Origin of the sequence: Algoriphagus marinus (assembly GCF_001936475.1) — a bacterium.
GTDB classification, from domain to species: Bacteria; Bacteroidota; Bacteroidia; order Cytophagales; family Cyclobacteriaceae; genus Algoriphagus; species Algoriphagus marinus.
This window is the reverse complement of record NZ_MSPQ01000001.1, coordinates 111,223-131,430: the sequence shown is the minus strand read 5'-3', so window position 1 is coordinate 131,430 and position 20,208 is coordinate 111,223. Positions and strand designations below refer to the sequence as shown.

Sequence of the window (20,208 nt, the reverse complement as noted above, 5' to 3'; positions counted from 1 at the left end):
ACGATTTCGCAATAATTTTTACAGCTTAAGGCGAAATTAGGCATGCTTTTGCAAGAAATAAGGGTGAAAAAAATCGCTTTTAAATTAAAAAATGGTCATTATTTTGAAATTTAAGTTTCTTTGAAAAAAAATGAAAAATATTTTCATTTAATTCTTTATGTAGGCTTTTTATAAATAGAATAGGAGATTATTAATTTTGTTCCCAAAATTATATTCTGAATTTTTAGAATTTTTCAGAATAAAAAAATCAGTCCGTAAAAGGGTTAAGAGAATCTTTTTCCCCAGACTTGAGATGAACTTTGACTTTTTTGATTTTTCTAGAATCCATAGCCAAAATGGTAAACTCGAAATCTTCGAATTGGATCTTTGTCCCATTTTTAGGGAATTTGGAATTGAGTTCAAGAAGCAAACCGCCAAGGGATTCGCTTTCTCCTTTGACCTCATCAAAAATTTGAGAGTCAAGCTCAAGCTTTTTACAAAAGTCATTCAAGGATACTTTTCCCTCAAAAATAAAGGTGGAGGAATCAATTTCCTGGAAAAGGAATTCATCTCTATCATCAAATTCATCATTGATTTCTCCTATTATCTCCTCAATGAGATCTTCCAATGTGACCAATCCAGAGGTGCCACCATATTCATCTACGACTATGGCCATGTGCACTCTTTTCTGTTGGAAATCTTTTAATAGGGTATCTACTTTTTTGTTTTCGGGGACGTAGAAGCTTTTTCGGATCAACTCCCTCCAAGCAAAGTCCTCTTCCTGTTCGATATGAGGTAGGAGGTCTTTGATATATAAGATCCCGAGTATGTTATCAATTGTCTCTTCGTAGACTGGGATCCTAGAGTACCCACTTTTATTGATACGATCCATGAGTTCATGAAAATCTATATCTACGTCTACCGCGGTGATATCCATTCTGCTCCGCATGACTTGCTTCACTGTCAAGGTTCCAAAGTTTACAATACCTCTCAAAATATCTTTTTCTTCGGAAGGGGTATCTTCAGTGGTAAGCTCTAGTGCTTGATTCAGTTCATTGACCGATAGGGAATAGCCTTTTTTCTTGATCCGTTTTTCTAATACATCGCTAAATGCCATCAGGAAGACAGAGATTGGCTTTAGAATAGTCGAGAAAAAAGCGATAGAAGGGGACATTATAAGACTGAATTCCTTTTTCGCCTTGTTTGCGTAGACTTTTGGAACAATCTCACCGAAGAAAACAATCGCAAACGTAACTCCTACGGTCTGTATTAAAATAACCACAATTCCTGTTGCATTGGTGCCAAAAATAGACCAGGCCACAAAAGTCGTTAACGTGACTATTCCAATATTGATGAGGTTATTCAGAATCAGGATCGTACTAAGAAGCTTTTTTGGGGATTCAATAAGTTCTAATACTTTTTTCCCATTTGGGCTGTTGGATTCTCCAATCTCTTCTAAGTCTTCATTCGAAAGTGAAAAAAACGCAACCTCTGATCCTGAAACAAGGGCTGAGCAAATGAGAAGTAAAATAAAAATCAAGCTATTTAATATCAGATAGCTTGCAGAGGGGGCATTTATCTGTCCTAATAATTCTAGACTCGGGTAGGGATCGTCCATGTATAAACCAAAGTGGTTGGTGCAAAATTAAAAAAATCCCCTGAAAACTAATCCAGAGGACTCAGATATTAAAATGGAAGATCATCATCTGCTGAATCAGCTTCCATCATCGGTGGGTTTGGTGAAGGAGCTGATGCAGTAGCTTTAGGTTGGTAGTTTTGAGCTGCAGGAGCTTGATTACCCATTCCAGATCCACTTCCTTCGGGTTTTGCTCCAAGCATAGTGAAACTCAGCACCCTTATCTTCATCCGTTTTCTATTTTGACCTTGTTCATCAGTCCACTTGTCGGATTTGATCTTTCCTTCCACATAGATTTGACTTCCTTTTTTGAGGTATTGTTCAGCTATTTTTGCCTGCTGACCCCATAGTTCAAGATCATGCCACTCTGTTTGTTCTACTCGGTTTCCACTTCTATCTTTATAGGCCTCAGTAGTTGCAAGGCTAAGATTTGCTACCACATTGTCTCCTTCCAAATATTTTACTTCTGGGTCTGCGCCAAGATTCCCCACTAATATTACTTTGTTAACTCCTGCCATATTTTTTTCTTTGTTTTATTTTCGAAATTCTACTTGATGAAGGTACTCAAATCTTAGTATCGTTCAAAAAGTTGACTATTAACTTTGGCTTTGCCAGATAGTCAACTCTTTCTTCTTCTACGAGTAAAAGACCTTGGTTAACACACCATTGAGCTAATTCTGCAGTCTTTTCATCTGGAATTTTGACTTCGGAGAACTGAGCATTCAATTTCTGATGTGACAAAATGTGTCTGTATTTTTTCGGATAAACTTTTATGCTTTCAGGTTTGGGAAAGCCTTTGTCTTCATTCTCGTTTATTGAGAATATCCCTTCTTGAGGAAAGTCATGTAACCCTTCCCAAATGTCTCCAGAGGTTCTTTTATTCCAGACCGATTGATTTCCGCATTTGATCACATAATAATGTAGCTCTCGCTCCTTCACTTTGGTTTTGTTGATTTTCAAAGGAAGTGAACTTACCAGATCCTTTTGGAAAGCAAAGCATGAATTTGCTAAGGGACAAGAATCACAAGCTGGATTTTTAGGAACACACATTCTTGCCCCGAAATCCATTATTGCTTGATTGAATTCGGCAGGATTTTCTGTTGGAATAATTAAATTGGCAAGAGATTCAAATTCTTTTTTACCCGCTCCACTCGCAATATCAGTCGCTATTCCAAAATACCTTGCCAGTACCCGGAATACATTCCCGTCTACCACTGCTTTTTTTTCACCAAATGCAAAACTTGAAATTGCAGCTGCCGTGTAGCTACCTACACCTTTTAACTTTAGAAGTTCCGCATAACTAGCTGGAAATTTTCCGTTCAAGTCAAACCAAATCGATTTTGCGCAGAAATGAAGGTTTCTCGCTCGACTGTAATAGCCCAATCCTTGCCAGAGCCTCAATACATCTTCTTCTGGTGCTAAGGCCAAATCCTTGATTTTTGGATAAGCCTTTACAAAAGCTTCATAATAAGGTAAGCCTTGTGCTACTCTAGTTTGCTGTAAAATGATCTCAGATAGCCATATTTTATAAGGATCTAAGGTATTTCTCCAAGGTAAATCTCTTGGATTTTCACGGTACCAACGAATTATTTGATAAGAAAAGGCCTGATAGTCAGTAGGATTAGGAGTCATAGGTAAATAAAATCAGTTATACAAACCAAGCTAATTTTTCTGAATATGTTTTTTAATTGCGTAGGTTCTTGTACATTTGCAGTCCCAAAAACACTTGGTTAATAGGTTGTTAAGCTTATTTCATAATTTCTAAATAATTTAACAGTGACAAAAGCAGAAGTAATTAGCAAGATTGCAGATAAAACTGGAATCCAGAAAGACGATGTAACACAGACAGTTGAGGCATTCTTCAAAGTAGTGAAGGATTCAATGGCCGAAGGTGATAACATCTATGTGAGAGGATTTGGCAGCTTCATTAACAAGAAGAGAGCTAAGAAAATCGCCCGTAACATTTCAAAAAACACAGCGATCGTAATTGATGAGCATTACATTCCGGCTTTCAAGCCATCGAAGGTGTTTATCGAGAAGATCAAATCGAGTAAAAAAATCAAGGACCTTGCTCCTCAGGACTAAGCCTGGAGAGAATTGACATGAAAAGATCTCAGCTCATTTTATTGCTTATTGGGGTCATTGCAGTCGTAGGACTGTATGCACTACCTAAAGTAGTGGTGGATAATGAAGGGGAGGCAGATGGAATTTCTCAAGAAAACCAGCCCGAAACTTCAGAGTCAGCCAATCCAATGGCGATGCATGATGCTGAGATCTCTCTTGATCAAGCTGAAAAAATTAATGCTTTAAAGCTTCAGATTGCTGCTAACTCCAGTCAAGAAGATTACTTATCTTCAGCAGATGGATTGGCTTCAATTTATCGAGAGCTCGGAATGTATGACAGTGCTGGATATTTTTTAAGCCTAGCGGCTGATAAGTATCCATCCGGTGAACTATCCGAAAAAGCGGGAAATGCCTATTATGAGGCTTTTGGCTTTGCTCTGGATGCTGATAAGGTGTCTTTCACAGCCGATCAAACTCGAAAGTATTTAACACAGGTGCTAGATAAAGATCCAGCACGATTAGATTTGAAAACAAAAATAGCGATGACCTATGTGTCTTCGTCCAACCCAATGCAGGGGATTACGATGCTGAGAGAAGTTTTGGCACAAGATCCAACTAATGAGGATGGACTATTCAATATGGGAATCCTATCTATGCAATCTGGCCAGTACAAACGAGCCACTGAACGATTTGAGGAATTGATTCAATATCATCCAAATAATCTTCAGGGACAGTTTTATCTTGCAGTGAGCTATTTTGAAGCGAATCAAAAGAATAAAGCAAAAGCTCAGTTCGAGAAAGTGAAGGAAATGACGCAGGATGAAATGATCTTGGGAAGTATCCAAAGCTATCTTGACAAGCTGTAAATTATTGTATCACAACTAAATCCAAAGACTATGCCTTGCGGAAAGAAAAGAAAGAGACATAAGATCGCTACGCACAAGCGTAAGAAAAGACTAAGAAAAAACAGACATAAGAAGAAGTAATACACTTCTTCTTATTCTCATTTTAGTACAACGTTCATTTACATTATTAATTAGAGACTTTGAGTACGGAATTGTTAATCGATTCTGCTCAAAACGGGAGTCGTATTGCTCTTCTCGAAGATAAAAGTTTGATTGAGTTGCATTCCGAAGGGATGGACAACCAGTTCAAAGTTGGAGATATTTACCTCGGTACGGTCAGAAAAATAGTCAATGGGCTTAATGCCGCATTCATTGACGTAGGATACGAGAAGGATGCATTCCTTCACTACCAAGACCTGGGGCCAAATTTCAACAGCTTGACTAAGTTCACCAAGCAAGTTCGCAACAACAATTACAGCAATTACATGCTGAAAGGCTTTGAAAACGAATCTGAGATAGATAAGATTGGAAAAATTTCCAGCCCTCTATCCAAAAACCAGCAAATACTGGTTCAGGTCGTCAAAGAACCTATATCTACGAAAGGCCCCCGACTATCCTGTGAGCTCTCTCTACCTGGTCGTTACCTTGTGCTTGTACCCTTTTCAGACTCAGTCAATGTGTCTAAAAAGATTAGGAGCAGTGAGGAAAGAAAGCGTCTTCTGAGACTCATCAATTCTATCAAACCTGCCAACTTCGGAGTAATTATCCGGACAGTTGCTGAAGGCCAATCCGTAACGGAATTGGATAAAGACCTTCGAAATCTTCTCACCAATTGGGAAGAGGGAATGAAAAAATTGCTGAAAGCAAAGAGTCGCGATAAGATCATTGGAGAGATGAGTATGGCCTCCTCACTAGTGAGAGATCTACTCAATGAATCATTCGACGCAATCACTGTAGAAGAAGAATCAACTTACGATCAGATCAGATCCTACATCAGGACTATAGCCCCTGAAAAAGAAAAAATTGTCAAGCTTCACAACGGTAAAGCTAAGTTATTTGAAAGTTTTGGAATAGAAAAGCAGATCAAAAGCCTCTTTGGACAGACGGTCAGCCTCCCGCAGGGAGGATATGTGATCATCGAGCATACCGAAGCCCTTCACGTCATCGACGTGAATAGTGGAAATAAGTCCAATCAGGAAAGCGACCAAGAATCAACAGCATTAAAAACAAACCTGGTCGCTGTGAAAGAAATTGCCAGACAACTTCGCCTCCGAGATATGGGGGGAATCATCGTAGTCGATTTTATCGACATGAAGCGTGCCGAGAACAAAAAGGTAATCTTCGATGCGATGAATTCAGAAATGAAGTCTGACAGATCTAAGCATACAGTATTGCCATTGAGCAAGTTTGGACTGATGCAAATCACCAGACAGCGTGTAAGGCCGGAGGTCAATATTGTGACCAAAGAAACTTGCCCGGCTTGTAATGGTACCGGTAAAATCCAAGCCTCTATTTTGGTGGCGGATAAGCTGGAAAAAGATCTGGAGCATATGGCTACTATCCAAAACGTGGACAAAATCCAAATCGGGCTGCATCCCTATCTGCACGCATACTTTACCAGTGGCATGATTAGCCAGCGAGTAAAGTGGTTTTTCAAGTATTACAAATGGATTAAACTGATCAAAGATTCTTCCCTGCCGGTGACGGAATACAGATTCCTAGATGAATCTGGAGAGGAAATCGAACTAATTGTAAAAAGCGAGACTGATTAGTCTCGCTTTTTTTTTTGAGTATTTTTTTAATCGCTAAGGACACAAAGGAAGTGCAATGAGCGCGTCTAGAAACTGGATTTTCTTTTGCACTTTAAAACCCTCCGAATTCTTTAGTATTATTTCCTAGTGTTTATTTTTGAGAAATCTAATCTGACAAATCCGACTTCATCTTCGGAGTGAGGGTATCCGATGTATAAGTAGTAACCGTCCGGTGTCGAAAAACCACGGGTATTAAAAGGTAAAACGACTTCTGTTATTTTTTTAAAGTCTTTATCCAAAATCACTAGTTTGGAAAGTGGAGATTTACCCTGATCTCGGTTTGCCTCTGTGTCAGGTCTTATAATTGCCCCACGTAGATAAACCAGAGCGGTAGGATCATAATCCACCCAACTGTATTTACTGGTATTGCTGTTCGGAAGAAAAGCTGTGAATTCACCTCGTTCCTCAGTTTTACCCGCCAAAAATTCCATTTTCTCATCCACTCCTGCATATATCCATTTCTTCGAATTCTGGGAAATAACCAGAAGGGAGTCGTCTGCAGGGAAGGAAATCAAGTGTAGATTTTCTTTTTCATTATACTCGTTCTGATAAGTAGCGAACGTGGGATCATCCAGAAAATCACGGTATTTACTTGGATACTTAAATTTCACATAATTGATTGAGCTGTCTTTCGTTTCAAATTCGAGCAGCCAGTTTTCATAATCCAACAAGGACTCCTTTAGCACAAATGGAACATCTGGAATAATTATCTTTCCATTGATATTTATAGCTTTTGTTCCCATCAGAGTATTATAATTGATTGCCAATCTTTCAGGCGGACCTTGTGGGAGATTATAACGAGACTTTACTTTCCCGAAGTGATCCGCTCTTACAAGCTTCGTGGAGGATACAAACCAAGCGGAAGAATCATCTGTAAAATCAACTTGAATAAAGCTGCCAATCCCATCTGGTCCTTCAGTAAAATAGAGTTGGTCCCGAATCAGTTTTCCTTCTGGATAGCTGTATTCAAGAAACCGATTTTTTCGTGTGGTTACAAGAAATTCTTTATCTCCTCTTTTAATATAATTAAAATTTGTGCCCAGATCTTTTGTTACCGTATCCTTTTCCAAATACAGTGTATCGACAATCAAGTCCTCCAGTTGAAAGACGGGGATTTTTTTAACTTCAGTAGATTGACATGCAAAAAGGACCCAAATAAAGGACAAGAGGAATAGTTGGAATTGTTTCATAGCTTAAGAATTAACTCAACTAATGTAATAAAATAAAAAAATTATTTCTTCACAAAGGTGAAAACTGACCAGCCTTTCACGAAAAGCTGTTTCACATCGTTCAATATCTTGATTTGTTTCTTCGACAGTTTTCTCTTTATCCATCTAGCCAAGTCTTGAAATCTGCTGTTTTTTCTCTACTGACCAAGATATCTTCATCTGAACAATTGACCAACTTTACTTTTAATCGGCTATTTGAATAGGTGAAAATTTCGGAAATCGAAGGGAAGGAACAAAGGTATTTTCGATTTAATCTGAAAAAGGTAGCTGGATCAATTTGACTCTCTAATTGCTCCAATGTCTGATCCAGTACATATTGCTTCCCTTCATTGGTTTGTAAAAAAGTCACTCTAGACTCACTATAGAAAAATGCAATCTCCTCAACCGCGATACTTTGAATCTTCTCTCCATATTTTACTAAAAATCGTGTTTTGAAACTTGCGACTTTGGGAGCGAGCATAGCTTTTATTGCTTCAAAGTCTAAGTTGGGCTTCAGTTGGTTTGCCTTGAATTTTGAAATTGATCTGGCCAACTCATCCGGATCTATTGGTTTCAGTAGGTAGTCAATCGCGTTGACTTTAAATGCTTTTATGGCATATTGATCGTATGCTGTTGTAAAAATAATTGGTGTGGATAACTTTACCTGTTCGAAGATTTCAAAGCTGATTCCATCAGCCAGTTGAATGTCGCAAAAGATTAAATCCGGAGCTGGATTTTCTGAAAACCACTGAATAGATTTCTTTACTGAATCTAATCCCTGAATAAACTTTTCTCCTACAAAATACTGTTCTAAGAGCCGTATCAATCGATTTGCGGCAGGTCGTTCATCTTCTATAATCACTATGATCATGTGTATAACTTTAAAAGAGGAAGCTTTACTATAAACTCATCAGTTGTTTGAATCACTTGAATTTCTTGATTACTAAGTAGCTCATATCGCTTTCTAATATTGGATAATCCTATTCCAGTTGAGGGCTCGTTCAACTTCTTTTTCGGTTGAAAGGTGTTAGTTATCCACAATTCGTTTCCTTCTCGAATGATTTGAATAAAGAGGGGGTTCTCTTGACTAGCCTCATTGTGTTTGATTGCATTTTCAAGTAAAAGTTGCAAGGAAAGTGGAGGAAGAAAAAGGGGTTCAGTACCCGCAGCTTTGATGTTGTAAATTAGGTTTTCTTCAAATCGGATCTTTTGCAACTCCAGGTAATTTTTGGCAAAATCCAACTCTTTTTCCAAAGCGACCAATTCCTCCTGCTGTACTTCAAGAACATATCGGTAGATTTTTGAAAGCTTAAGAATAAAAGCGGCCGAGCGATCCGCATCCTCATAGACTAGATTGGAAAGTACATTCAAGGAATTAAAGAGGAAATGGGGATTAAGCTGGTCTTTTAAACTTTGGTATTGGCTTGCCATCATTTCTGTTCGAAGTTTTTCTGCTTCAGTGGCTGATTTTTTCCATTCCAAAAGCCAAGATCGGGTGGTAAACAAGGACATAAATACGAATGCAATAATCATTGGTAGTTTGGTAAATTGTACCAAATAACTCCATTTAACATCGTCTAAAGTAAAATGCCCGTAAAACCAAGAAATGAAAAATGCGATAAGGAATGTAGCGACGAAACAATAGATTAAGTAGGTGATAACAGTCAGGATTAAACGCTTGATTGGCTGACTGATCCAAGAAATTCTTGCCTCGTAATAATCATCTACCCGACTTCCTCCAAAGCTTAATACCGAGGAAAATAAGAAGGCAAACAAGAAATCTTCCCTTGCTGAAATCAAACCATCCCAGGATAAGAGACAAGAGGGGCAATATACAGGGATTAAAATGACGGCGATCAAGAAATTGATCCCGATGAATTTTGGGATGCTCGTCCAAAGCCCATTTATTTCTTGAATCTTCTTTTGCTGTATTTCTGTTGGCATCGGATTGAAGTTAAATAAAAACATGCAAATCCTTTCAAAAGTAATTTATGAAAGGATTTGCTGAATGATATATATTGTAAACAATTAAATTAAAATCAATTACAATTCTTCATTAATTCCATCATTTGATCCTTCCCCCAAGTAGGAAGAATATATTTCTCGCTAATCTTTTCTTCTTCTTTTTGATAAAGCTCCAGACTCATTCTAGCCATTCCACAAGCCTTTTCTGGGCCTGACCCAAAGAATTTTGACATTCCCAATTCCATTTGAGACATCAAATTCACAGCTCTAGGATTACTTCTGTCTTGAGCGATGGCTTTTCCAAATAGCTCCATCACTTGTGGACTTAGGCTTTGACCTCGGCTTCCTGGGTCAAGACTGATCTTTCCCATGAGGATATAGCCATGAAGTGCAGTAATCTCTGAATTAGTTGGCGAGATTTGAGCAGCTTGTTTTGTGATTTCCAGTGCTTGATCGAAGTATTGATCTTTGTTTACATCAAATCTAAATGCAGTTTCAGTTTGGGTTAAAGCAGCATAATATAGTGGAAGCCATTCACCTTCATTTGCTTCGGCAATTCTCATGAATCCATTGATGACATCCTGTGCCACTTCAGCTGTCTGAATCATGTTTTTGGATTTTAATTGTTTGATCATTGCTTCTTCAAACGCAGATTCTGAAGCGAAACTTAGAGTTATCCACAAAAGGGAAAGAGCGGTTGTTAAAATGTACTTTTTCATAATTTATTGATTTAGAGGTTATTTAAATTGTTTGCAGTTTTGTCTTTTGATAGGGTTAAGAAAATTCCAAGAAATAGAAATCTTGGTGCAACCTGACCTTGAGGAATGGATTCAAATATTCCCTCAGTATTTGCTTTTGGACTGAAAGTGAAGCCAAACACATTATCTCTACCTAATACATTGGTACAGGCTAAATGAATGATTAGGTTAGGTTTTGGGAGGTAACTCCAGGATAAACTCAAATTTTGAAAGCTCTTAGTTTTAGCATTCATTTCTGAGTTATCCACATTGGGATTTGTATAAGAATAGCCATCGTTGTAGGCAAAAGAAGCTCCGAGTTGAGATTTGAAAGGAACTATAAAATGCTTAACCACTACTGAAAGGTTATGCTTTGGAGCAAAACTTGGTTGTACTTCAGTTTGAAATTGGTTAAAACTTCTCTTGCTGTCCACAAAGCTATAAGTGACCCAATAGTCTGTATTTCGGAAGGTCTGACGATCTCTGAAGAAAAAATCAATTCCTTTAGCATATCCAGATCCTCCGTTTTTCAATAATTCTGGATTGTCAGGAAGTCCTTCAAAAGTAACCAGATTATCATAAGATTTGTAAAAGGTTTCTGCTCGGAAAGTAAACCCATCTTTTGAAAATAGGTAGTTTAAAATCAGGTGATTGGATTCCGAATTTTGAAGATCAGTATTCAAAACCCGAAAGTTATCCACAGGCAATTGATGAAAGCTACCGGCGGCAAATGACAATTGACCTTTTTCCTTCAACTGATAGGCTACAGAGAATCTGGGGTCCAACCATTTTTCTTCCGAAACTTTGCTGGCCCCGCCTCTAAGCCCACCACGGAAAACCAAATCCTTGTTTAGGTAAAAATCCCATTCGGTAAACAAATACGTTTCGCGATCGTCAAAATCCCTTACCCAACCTTCTCGGACCAGTTTTTCTGAGTAAGGATGAATGAAGTGCTCTACCCCAAATTTTGCAGAAAGCCGATCTGAAAAATCTTTAATAGCCGTTCCTTTGATGTGGATAAGTTCATTGCTTCGTTCAATCTGAAGGCTGTCATAACCGATCAGGTCTAGGTTCTTGGAGTATGAAATTCCTGTAAAAATTGTCCATTCATTCTTCAGAATAGTTCTCCAGTTTGCTTGTGCATAGCTGTAATCATTTTTCAGATCAACCAAAACCTTGCGATCTGTTCCTGGTAGTAGCTGCCAAAGACTCATTCCCCCTGATTCAGTTCTAGCCATTACTTTGAGCAGTCCATTTTTGCCTGTTTTCTTCTGGGCGGCTAGTTCCACATCCCAAGCATTTGGAGCGGCTTCAAAATCAATTTCTTGTTTGATCAGACCTTGGTAAGGTCCTAGGTTGAAGTAGTTGGCACTGGCGGTAATACTATGTTTTTCATTTGCCAGGGTATGTGAATAACCCCCACCAACCGTCATAATGCTCAGATCGCCTTGACTTCGGATCGAAAGGTCTTTTGTATTCAGTGCCAAAGCTGAGGAAAGCGCTTGGCCGTATTCTGCGGAATACCCACCCGTGCTAAAGAACGTTCCTTTGAATAAGTTTGGGTTAAAACGGGTGCGTGTTGGGACATTTCCTGCTGTGGTGCCATAAGCATTACCGACACGCATCCCGTCGATATAGATTCCTACTTCGCTGGCATCTCCACCTCTTACGAAAAGTCTACCGTCATTCCCAACAGTACTTGTGCCAGGAAGGGTTTGGAAGGCACCCATGATATCGCCCATAGCACTTGGTGTAGTGACAATATCGAGGGGTCTAAGAATTACTGATTTCCCTTCATCGGAAGCTTCCATCGCTCCTGCTGAGATAGTCACGGAGTTCATTTCGGTGATTTCTTCTGTTAGGATAATGGTCTCGATTTCTAAAAGTTCGGCTTTGCACTCGATACTGAGTTGGTTGGATTTGAATCCCATAAATTGGAATACTAAAATCTGGTATCCTTCTAATTCAGTTTCAAAGCGGTAACTGCCATCTATTTTGGAGGTCGCTCCATCGTATCCTCCTTTTATAAAAACGTTTACACCCGGAAGTGCAATTCCTTTTTCGTCCAAGACAAATCCACTTATGATGGTTTGACCAAAGGCAAGTGTCTGGAAGAGGAAAAAGTAAATCAGAAGAATAAATTTCGCTTTCATTTCGATTCGTATTTGAATCAAATCTGCAAAAGGCCACTTCATTTTAAAATTAAACCTGACTGAAGCGTAGTTTTTTGGGACTGAAGTGTAAAATCCACTGAATGAAAAAATGTGGGATCAATAAGAAATAGCAAATTATATTTTCCCTAAAGTTGATCTAATCAAGATTTTATTTGATTTTCATATCTTTAACCTTATAGGTTGAGTAATTAATTATTTATTTATTATGAGCATTTCCCCTCAGCAATTTCTCTTAGGAGTGATTTTAATAGCCTGTTCCTGTTCTTCCCCCCCTGAAGTGATTGAAAAACCTCCGTTGGAAGTTGAGGTAGTTAAATTGAAAACAGAGTCAATCCAATTGGAAAAGGATTTTGTGGCTCAAATCTATGGGAAAGTGGATATCCCCATCCGGGCAAGGGCTGAAGGCTATCTGGAGGGAATACATTTTCAGGAAGGAAGAATGGTCAGAAAAGGAGAACTACTTTACACAATAAATTCAGATCCTTTTCAAGAGGGAGTCAACACTGCCAATAGCGAACTTGCCTCAGCCAAAGTAAAGTTGACACAAGCTGAAAATGATCTTAACAGATATAGACCTCTTGCAGAAATAAATGCTATCTCAGAAAAGGACTTGGATGCAGCAATCGCAAATCGAGATGCTGCCAAGGCAATGGTCAGTGCTGCTGAAGCTAAGGTAAGGTATCAGGGAATCCAATTGAGCTACACCCAAATCAAATCGCCCATTGATGGATTGATTGGGAAAACCAACGCTAAAATTGGGGAATTTGTAGGGCGTGATCCAAATCCAGTAATTCTCAATGTGGTTTCATTAATCGATTCAATTCGAGTCGAGTTTTTCCTTTCCGAAAATGATTACTTATCTATTTTTAAAGAATATCAAGAAGAGCATCGGAAACTTCAGGATAACCCATCCAATGTCAAACTGATCCTGGCTGACGGTTCACTTTTTGACCAAACCGGGAAAGTAGATTTTATCAACCGACAAATCGATGCGAGTTCAGGTACTATTTTAATTCAATCGACTTTTCCAAATCCAGATAGACTGATTCGGCCAGGGCAATTTGCTCGGGTAAGAGTCCCTATTCAAAATGTGGAAAATGGGGTTCTTGTCCCCCAAAGAGCCGTAAGCGAATTTCAGGGAAAATTCTTTGTGTTTAAAGTTGGTGAGGAAAATAAAATCGTCCAACAAGGAATAGAAGTAGCCGGAAATTACCGCGATTATTTTTTAGTGAAATCTGGTTTAGAAGCCAACGATCTTGTTGTCTGGGAAGCTATACAAAAGGTAGCAGTAGGGCAGGAAATTTTGCCTAAAGAAGTTGTATTCCAATCTCAATACAAAGACTAAACGCATGAGCGAACTAGACGATTCAAAGCATATATTCTTTGTTAAGAGGCCAATTGTAGCGATAGTGATCGCCCTTTTTATGGTGATTATCGGAGGGGTTTCCATTCTTGGGCTAGCCGTAGAGCAGTATCCTGACATCACGCCGCCTGTAGTGAGAGTGAGCACTGCGTTTACTGGAGCGAATGCTATCAGTGTGGAACAGTCCGTTGCTTCCCCGCTTGAGCAGGAAGTCAATGGTGTAGAAAACATGCTTTACATGAAATCTACCAATGCTAATGACGGGACTTTAGCGCTTGATGTGACTTTTGATTTGGGCACGGATCCGGATATGAATACGGTATTTACCCAAACTAGGGCTGCAGCAGCTACGCCAAAGCTGCCCGAAGAAGTAAAACGCCTGGGAGTAAAGACCGAAAAGTCGATGCCAAATATTCTGATGCTGGTAACTCTCACTTCTGATGGAGCTTACGATCAGGAATTTCTAGGAAATTATGGAATTATCAATATCAAAGATCAGCTTGCGCGAACCAAAGGAATAGGGAGAGTTCAGGTTCTGGGTGCAAGTGATTATTCTATGCGAATCTGGGTAAAGCCGGATCGACTGGCAAAACTTGGAATCACAATTCCAGAAATAGTTGATGCAGTCCGTCAGCAAAATGTCATTGCTCCAGGAGGAAAGTTCGGTTCCGAACCAGCACCTCCAGGAACAGAGTTTACTTATACGGTTCGACTTCCTGATCGATTGGTTTCGGAGGAGGAGTTTGGGAATGTAGTTATTCGATCGGAAGAGGATGGTAGTCAGATTTTTATTAAAGATGTAGCTAGAGTAGAGTTGGGAGTGGAATCCTATAACGCCTTCACGCGACTTAATAAAAACTCCTGTGCAATTATTGCACTGTATCAAGCGCCAGGTTCTAACGCTGTTGAGCTGTCCGAAACTGTTCGTCAGACGATGGATGAACTAGCTGAGGGTTTTCCTGAAGGAATCGAATACAAGGTTTCATTGGATTCTACAGCGCCGATAAAAGCCGGTATTTCGGAGATTATCGAAACACTTATTATTGCTCTTTTGCTTGTTGTACTGGTAGTTTTCCTTTTCATCCAAGATTGGAGAGCTACTTTGATTCCAACGCTTGCGATACCCGTTTCTCTAATTGCCGCATTTATGGTTTTCCCAATGCTGGGCTTTTCCATTAATACACTTTCGCTATTAGGATTGGTTTTGGCGATTGGAATCGTGGTGGATGATGCGATTGTCGTGGTAGAAGCTGTGCAAGTGAATATGCAAAAAGGGATGGATCCAAAAACAGCTACCTCGGAAGCCATGAGAGAAGTAACTGCTCCGGTAATTGCTACTACGCTGGTCATGGTCGCGGTATTCGTCCCTGTGGCCGCGATGGCTGGAATCACGGGTAAGCTCTACCAGCAGTTTGCGATTACAATCGCCGTATCGGTTTTGTTCTCCTCCATCAATGCTTTGACTCTGAGTCCAGCACTTTGCTCGCTTTTGTTGAAAAGTTCATCGGGTCCAAGCAAAGGACTTTTGGGTCGATTCTTCACCAAATTCAATACAGGGTTTGATAAGAGTACCGAAAGCTATTATGGTTTGGCTAAAGTCATGGCTGGGAAGCTCAAGCGTGGCTCGATTTATATCTTGATAACGCTAGTGGCAGCTGGCATATTCGGATCAATGGTTCCCGGAGGGTTTTTGCCTGAAGAAGACCAAGGCTATATCTACGTCAATTTGCAGTTGCCAAATGCAGCTTCGATGCAGCGTACGGATGTGGTGATGAAGAAAATTGAGGAGATCGTAATGGCTCAACCTGAAACCGAATATGCCACCGCACTTTCCGGTTTTAGTTTACTCGCAGGATCTTTTATCCCAAATACAGGATTCATGTTCATCACTTTAAAGGATTGGGATGAGCGAGATGCCACCGCCAAAGAGGTGATGCAGCGTTTGAATGTGATTTTTGCAAAAGAGATCCAAGAAGCGCAGGCCTTTAGTTTTGGTCCTCCGGCTATTCCTGGCCTTGGGAATGGGTCTGGATTTAGCATTATGATCCAAGATAAAAAGGGTCAGGATCCAGCTTATTTGGCACAAAACACCTATGCATTCATCAAAGCTGTCCAAGAAAGACCAGAGATTGCCTCAGCCTTTACGACTTATCAAGCGAGTGTTCCGCAGCGGTTTATGGAGATCAATCAGGATAAGATTCTGAAAACTGGAGTTCGTCTGAGTGATGTATATAACACCTTCGCTGCTTATCTAGGAGGTGCATATATTAATGATTTCAACCGTTTTGGTAGACTATATAAAGCCTATGTGCAAGCTGAACCAGAATATCGTCAGAGCGAAGATGGCCTTGATCTGTTCTATGTCAAAAATAATCTAGGGGAGTCTGTTACTGTTTCAAGCTTTGTGGACGTCAAGCGAATCTCCGGACCGGATTATACCAATCGATTTAATCTTTTCCGGTCTGCTGAAGTGACTGGTTCTCCAGCGCCTGGATATTCCTCTTTACAAGCGCTGGATGCTTTGGAGGAAGTGGCAGCAGAGGTTCTCCCAGATGACATGACCTATAGTTGGAACGCTATGAGTTACCAAGAAAAAGCCTCTTCAGGCCAGATAGGAGTGATATTTGCTTTTTCTCTTTTCTTTGTGTTTTTGATTTTAGCAGCACAATATGAAAGTTGGTCGCTACCATTTGCGATTTTGTTAGGAACTCCATTCGCCCTTTTTGGAGCCTTCTTATTCCTATATCTGGCAAGGCTGATGGACGAAGCGTATTTGAATAATATTTTTGCTCAAATCTCTTTGGTCATGCTGATTGCGATGGCAGCTAAGAATGCCATCCTGATTGTAGAGTTTGCCAAGATCAAATTTGATGAAGGACTCAGCCTTTTTGATGCGGCAGTGGAGGCAGCTAAACTTCGGTTTAGACCGATCTTGATGACAGTTTTCTCCTTTATTCTGGGAGTATTGCCATTAATTCTGGCCTCTGGATCTGGCGCTGAGGCTAGAAAAGTAATGGGAATGGCATTGCTAGGTGGGATTGGAGTTGCCACATTATTGGGCTTGTTCCTTTATCCAATGTTATTTGTCTTGGTAGGAAAGCTTGGCAAATATGAAGAAAAACGAGAGGCTCTTTTAAACACCCAAAAATCATGAGAAAATTACTACTCATCAGTTTGGGATTGTTATCCCTTTGGTCCTGTAAATCCGGACAAAATTATCAGGGAGCTGAAGTCACGATTCCCGACCAATACCGGTTTTCGGACACGACTTATCAGCAGCAGTTTGCTATGGTAAATGTTGACACTTTGAAAGTGGATTCGCTGGTAAACATCGAATGGTTTAATATTTTCAGGGATCCTGCTTTGGAGGCATTGATTCAAAAGGCGCTGGAGAATAATCAGGATTTAGCCATTGCAGCAGAAAATATCCAACAAGCGCAAAGCGCTTTGGTGATTCAACGCTCCCAAATGTTACCTTCAATCGGCTATTCAGCAGGAGCATCCAGAGGAAATTATGCCGGCCTGGTTCTTCCGAATACCCAAAATGTATTTACCGGGTTTGGATCGGTGAATTGGGAAATTGATTTTTGGGGGAAATACCGAAGACTCAATGAAGCTGCAAAAGCTAATATTTTAGCTTCTGAACAAGGTTTTAGGGCAACTCAACTGAGTCTGATGAGTACAGTAGCGGCATCCTTTTTTCAATTATTGGAATACAAGCTTCGCCTTGAAATCTCCAATCAAACCTTAGCGCTTCGAGATAGTATGGAAACTATTATCGAGGAGCGTTTTGCAAAAGGAATTATAGCTGAGATAGACCTTAATCAGGCACAAATCCAGAGTGCGATCGCCGCAGGAAGTATTCCGATTTGGGAGCGATTGATTGCCCAAACTGAAAATCAAATCAGTGTTTTGGTTGGGGAGCTTCCGCAGGAAATTGAACTTGGGACTGCTTTGATTGATCAATCTCTTGATATTACTATTCCTGAAGGTTTGCCTAGCCAATTATTGGCAAGAAGGCCGGATCTGCTTTTTGCGGAGCAAGAGCTTATCGCATCAAATGCCTTAGTTGGTGCAGCAAAGGCTAATCGACTTCCAAATATTTCCTTGACGGGATTACTTGGAGCGGCAGGAAGTGAATTGAGCAGTATGGGTTCGGCCTGGAATCTAGGAGGATCGATCTTAGGCCCAATTTTTAATTGGGGGGCTTTGCAGCGACAAGTGGATATCGAGGAAAGCCGAACTCGGCAAGCTGTGCTAAACTATGAGCGGACTGTTTTGGAAGCCTTTCGGGAAGTAGAAAATACGCTGGTAAATATTACCTCTCTCAAAAAGGAATTGATTGCGAGAGAAGCTCATGTCAAAGCTGCGCTGCGCGCGATGTTTTTATCTCAAGAGCGCTACAATCAGGGCGTAACGAGCTACTTGGAGTATCTTGAGTCTCAGCGGCAGGCATTTGATTCTCAGTTGAATTTTGCTGGAACCAAGCAGGAACTGCTCAGTAGTTATGCACAATTGTATAAGGCCTTAGGGGGAGGATGGTGATATGAAATTGTATGAGTTTAAATTTTAACTTCAAATTTCTCAATCCCTTACCATTCCCTTCCCACCGGGATCACTTTCCAGTTTTGGTCAAAATAAGGGGTCTGCGCATAGAACCACTGGTAAATCGCTCTTGGAGATTTTGCAAAATCAGGCTCTGTTGCCTTTTTTTCATCAAATCGTTTTTTCAATTCTGAATCTTCCGCCAACATCTTTGCAATCAATGGCTCCATGATATAGGTTTCCATGTATTCGGTCTGCGTAAAAATCGTGTTGAAATAACCCCATTGAAAAAAGCTATCCACAGATTCTGGTTCGAGTAAAATAACAGCTAATTCCCCTAAAGGCTGGTCTGTTTTCACACGAACCGAACCTGGATTTAGTGATAGTGTTTTATATTTTCGATCCAAGTCAAAGGATTGAACCCGCATCAGACCTTCATAAGGCTGGGTTCCCATTTTATAGTTTTCTACGGTGGAAAACTCAAGTTTCAATTCTTTGGATTCTGTCAATGTTTCGAGTTCGATCCCATGCTGTCTCATCTTTTCTATGACATTCCCCCATTCTGCTGGAATCCAATAGGCTTTTGGAACAGGAACAGAAAGCTCAGGTACATCCATCAAGAGACTTGGAACCACTTGCGTAATTGGTTTACCTTCCCATTTGACGTATTCTGCTCCGGTTATTTCAGATTTGACTTTTGAAGAAGCTATTCCAAGAAATTGCATGGAGTCGGCAAGGGTTTCCCTGAATTTGAATTTGACAGGTATAGATTCTTTTGGTTGTTCCGAATCAGATTTGACCGCGGATTGTAAGGACTCAAAATGAGCTCCAAGGGAATTTATGGCTTGTTCCAAAAATACATAAGTGCCTAAAACCCGCTGCTCAAATGGTTTCAAAGAATGATTTTCGATCAAAATCGAAGCCATGTGGCGAATGTCTCCATAGGTATGAGAAAAGCGAGGACTAAAGGAGAAAGCGATATTCCCGGCTGAAAAGTCATTTCCATTTGCAGCAAACAAAAGCGGGCCAGGAATATGTCCCATATCTTTTAAAGCCTGATCTACTTCAGGCTGAAAGGATGTGGATAACCAAGAAGATATTTCTGGGGAATAACCTCCGGTTGCTACGTAGCCATAAGTGATGTCATACTGATAATCGGCGCCATCGGTGACGTGTATATCGATGTAAAGATCCGGATCGTATTTGTTGATGATAGTAGCTATAGTTTTGATACCAGCAGTTTCCAATTTTGTATAATCCCGGTTGAGGTTCAAATTTTGGGCATTGGTACGCCATCCCATTTCTACCGGACCCCGTTGATTCACTCGCCCAAATTGGCTTCTTCGCTCATGGCCATCCACATTTAGGATCGGGATAAAGAGAATATTCGCTTTGGTCAAAAGCTCTTTTTTGTCCCCTACGGCAATATCCCGAAGCAGCATCATTCCGGCATCTTTTCCATCAATCTCTCCAGCATGAATCCCCGCCTGAATCAAAATCAAAGGCTTTCTTGATGTGGATAACTCAGCTGCTGAAAAGTCTCTGTCAAGCGATGCAATTACCATATGGATGACTCTACCTTGTTCTGATATCCCTGCATTGGTCATGGTGAGGTAGGCAGATTCATTTGCTAATTTCTCCAGCCAAGCCATAGTCTCTTTATAAGTGGGAGATTCCAAACCTTCCGATTTTTCGAATGGAGTGATCCAAGGATTTGACTTATCCACAATCAGTTCTTTGCTTTTGCCATCCCAAGGAAGTAGAGGAGGCATGATGTCTTGTGCCAAAATAGAAGGAGCAAAAAGATTGAAAAATAGAACTGAGACTAAAATGGATCGAATATTCATGGGCTTGATTTTAATAAAACGAAGGTAGTTTAAG

15 protein-coding genes are annotated in these 20,208 nt (G+C 40.1%); 6 read left to right on the top strand and 9 right to left on the bottom strand.

Annotated features, from left to right (window positions below):
- Positions 1–247 precede the first annotated feature (247 nt).
- From gldE to mutY, 3 genes are all read right to left on the bottom strand, one after another.
- Positions 248–1,597: a gliding motility-associated protein GldE gene (gene gldE / locus BVC88_RS00510; RefSeq protein WP_075348688.1), complete on the bottom strand. Its 1,350-nt coding sequence runs from the start codon at positions 1,595–1,597 to the stop codon at positions 248–250.
- 68 nt (positions 1,598–1,665) lie between these two features.
- Positions 1,666–2,133, bottom strand: a complete 468-nt coding sequence (locus tag BVC88_RS00505; RefSeq protein WP_075348687.1) for a single-stranded DNA-binding protein — start codon at positions 2,131–2,133, stop codon at positions 1,666–1,668.
- A 46-nt stretch (positions 2,134–2,179) separates the two neighbouring features.
- Positions 2,180–3,247, bottom strand: a complete 1,068-nt coding sequence (gene mutY / locus BVC88_RS00500) for an A/G-specific adenine glycosylase (RefSeq protein ID WP_075348686.1) — start codon at positions 3,245–3,247, stop codon at positions 2,180–2,182.
- Between the two features lie 144 nt (positions 3,248–3,391).
- On the opposite strand from mutY, the gene BVC88_RS00495 reads away from it, so the two are divergent.
- The 3 genes from BVC88_RS00495 (at position 3,392) to BVC88_RS00485 (ending at position 6,296) form a co-directional block, all read left to right on the top strand.
- Positions 3,392–3,700 (top strand): HU family DNA-binding protein, encoded by a 309-nt coding sequence (locus BVC88_RS00495; protein ID WP_075348685.1) that lies wholly within the window; start codon positions 3,392–3,394, stop codon positions 3,698–3,700.
- Between the two features lie 17 nt (positions 3,701–3,717).
- Positions 3,718–4,545: a tetratricopeptide repeat protein gene (locus BVC88_RS00490; RefSeq protein WP_075348684.1), complete on the top strand. Its 828-nt coding sequence runs from the start codon at positions 3,718–3,720 to the stop codon at positions 4,543–4,545.
- 179 nt (positions 4,546–4,724) lie between these two features.
- Positions 4,725–6,296 carry an Rne/Rng family ribonuclease gene (locus tag BVC88_RS00485; protein ID WP_075348683.1) on the top strand — a complete coding sequence of 524 codons (1,572 nt, stop codon included), beginning with the start codon at positions 4,725–4,727 and terminating at the stop codon, positions 6,294–6,296.
- Positions 6,297–6,412: 116 nt separating this feature from the next.
- On the opposite strand, the gene BVC88_RS00480 is transcribed toward BVC88_RS00485, so the two are convergent.
- The 5 genes from BVC88_RS00480 to BVC88_RS00460 form a co-directional block, all read right to left on the bottom strand.
- Positions 6,413–7,525 carry a DUF4221 family protein gene (locus BVC88_RS00480; RefSeq protein ID WP_075348682.1) on the bottom strand — a complete coding sequence of 371 codons (1,113 nt, stop codon included), beginning with the start codon at positions 7,523–7,525 and terminating at the stop codon, positions 6,413–6,415.
- Between the two features lie 136 nt (positions 7,526–7,661).
- Complete coding sequence (locus BVC88_RS00475) at positions 7,662–8,414, bottom strand: LytR/AlgR family response regulator transcription factor (protein WP_075348681.1); 753 nt, start codon at positions 8,412–8,414, stop codon at positions 7,662–7,664.
- Entirely contained in the window at positions 8,411–9,487 is a 1,077-nt protein-coding gene (locus BVC88_RS00470; protein ID WP_075349406.1) for a sensor histidine kinase, read from the bottom strand. The genes BVC88_RS00475 and BVC88_RS00470 overlap by 4 nt, the downstream gene beginning before the upstream one ends.
- A gap of 95 nt (positions 9,488–9,582) precedes the next feature.
- Entirely contained in the window at positions 9,583–10,227 is a 645-nt protein-coding gene (locus tag BVC88_RS00465) for a hypothetical protein (protein ID WP_075348680.1), read from the bottom strand.
- Positions 10,228–10,238: 11 nt separating this feature from the next.
- Positions 10,239–12,398 carry a TonB-dependent receptor gene (locus tag BVC88_RS00460; protein ID WP_075349405.1) on the bottom strand — a complete coding sequence of 720 codons (2,160 nt, stop codon included), beginning with the start codon at positions 12,396–12,398 and terminating at the stop codon, positions 10,239–10,241.
- 226 nt (positions 12,399–12,624) lie between these two features.
- Between BVC88_RS00460 and BVC88_RS00455 the strand changes: the two genes are divergently transcribed.
- From BVC88_RS00455 to BVC88_RS00445, 3 genes are read left to right on the top strand one after another with little or no spacing between them, the layout of a single operon-like run.
- A complete protein-coding gene (locus tag BVC88_RS00455) occupies positions 12,625–13,764 on the top strand; it encodes an efflux RND transporter periplasmic adaptor subunit (RefSeq protein ID WP_075348679.1) in 1,140 nt (379 codons plus the stop codon).
- Positions 13,765–13,768: 4 nt separating this feature from the next.
- Positions 13,769–16,936 (top strand): efflux RND transporter permease subunit, encoded by a 3,168-nt coding sequence (locus BVC88_RS00450; RefSeq protein WP_075348678.1) that lies wholly within the window; start codon positions 13,769–13,771, stop codon positions 16,934–16,936.
- A complete protein-coding gene (locus tag BVC88_RS00445) occupies positions 16,933–18,327 on the top strand; it encodes an efflux transporter outer membrane subunit (protein WP_075348677.1) in 1,395 nt (464 codons plus the stop codon). The genes BVC88_RS00450 and BVC88_RS00445 overlap by 4 nt, the downstream gene beginning before the upstream one ends.
- A gap of 47 nt (positions 18,328–18,374) precedes the next feature.
- Here the strand turns inward: BVC88_RS00445 and BVC88_RS00440 are convergent, their stop codons facing one another.
- Positions 18,375–20,174, bottom strand: coding sequence for a M14 family metallopeptidase (locus BVC88_RS00440; RefSeq protein WP_075348676.1), 1,800 nt, complete (start codon positions 20,172–20,174; stop codon positions 18,375–18,377).
- Positions 20,175–20,208 lie beyond the last annotated feature (34 nt).

Coding starts and splice junctions, on each gene's coding strand:
- BVC88_RS00505 (WP_075348687.1), bottom strand. CDS start 2,133: ATGGCAGGAGTTAACAAAGTAATATTAGTGGGGAATCTTGGCGCAGAC.
- BVC88_RS00490 (WP_075348684.1), top strand. CDS start 3,718: ATGAAAAGATCTCAGCTCATTTTATTGCTTATTGGGGTCATTGCAGTC.
- BVC88_RS00470 (WP_075349406.1), bottom strand. CDS start 9,487: ATGCCAACAGAAATACAGCAAAAGAAGATTCAAGAAATAAATGGGCTT.
- BVC88_RS00480 (WP_075348682.1), bottom strand. CDS start 7,525: ATGAAACAATTCCAACTATTCCTCTTGTCCTTTATTTGGGTCCTTTTT.
- BVC88_RS00455 (WP_075348679.1), top strand. CDS start 12,625: ATGAGCATTTCCCCTCAGCAATTTCTCTTAGGAGTGATTTTAATAGCC.
- BVC88_RS00445 (WP_075348677.1), top strand. CDS start 16,933: ATGAGAAAATTACTACTCATCAGTTTGGGATTGTTATCCCTTTGGTCC.
- BVC88_RS00460 (WP_075349405.1), bottom strand. CDS start 12,398: ATGAAAGCGAAATTTATTCTTCTGATTTACTTTTTCCTCTTCCAGACA.
- BVC88_RS00475 (WP_075348681.1), bottom strand. CDS start 8,414: ATGATCATAGTGATTATAGAAGATGAACGACCTGCCGCAAATCGATTG.
- BVC88_RS00440 (WP_075348676.1), bottom strand. CDS start 20,174: ATGAATATTCGATCCATTTTAGTCTCAGTTCTATTTTTCAATCTTTTT.
- mutY (WP_075348686.1), bottom strand. CDS start 3,247: ATGACTCCTAATCCTACTGACTATCAGGCCTTTTCTTATCAAATAATT.
- BVC88_RS00465 (WP_075348680.1), bottom strand. CDS start 10,227: ATGAAAAAGTACATTTTAACAACCGCTCTTTCCCTTTTGTGGATAACT.
- BVC88_RS00450 (WP_075348678.1), top strand. CDS start 13,769: ATGAGCGAACTAGACGATTCAAAGCATATATTCTTTGTTAAGAGGCCA.
- gldE (WP_075348688.1), bottom strand. CDS start 1,597: ATGGACGATCCCTACCCGAGTCTAGAATTATTAGGACAGATAAATGCC.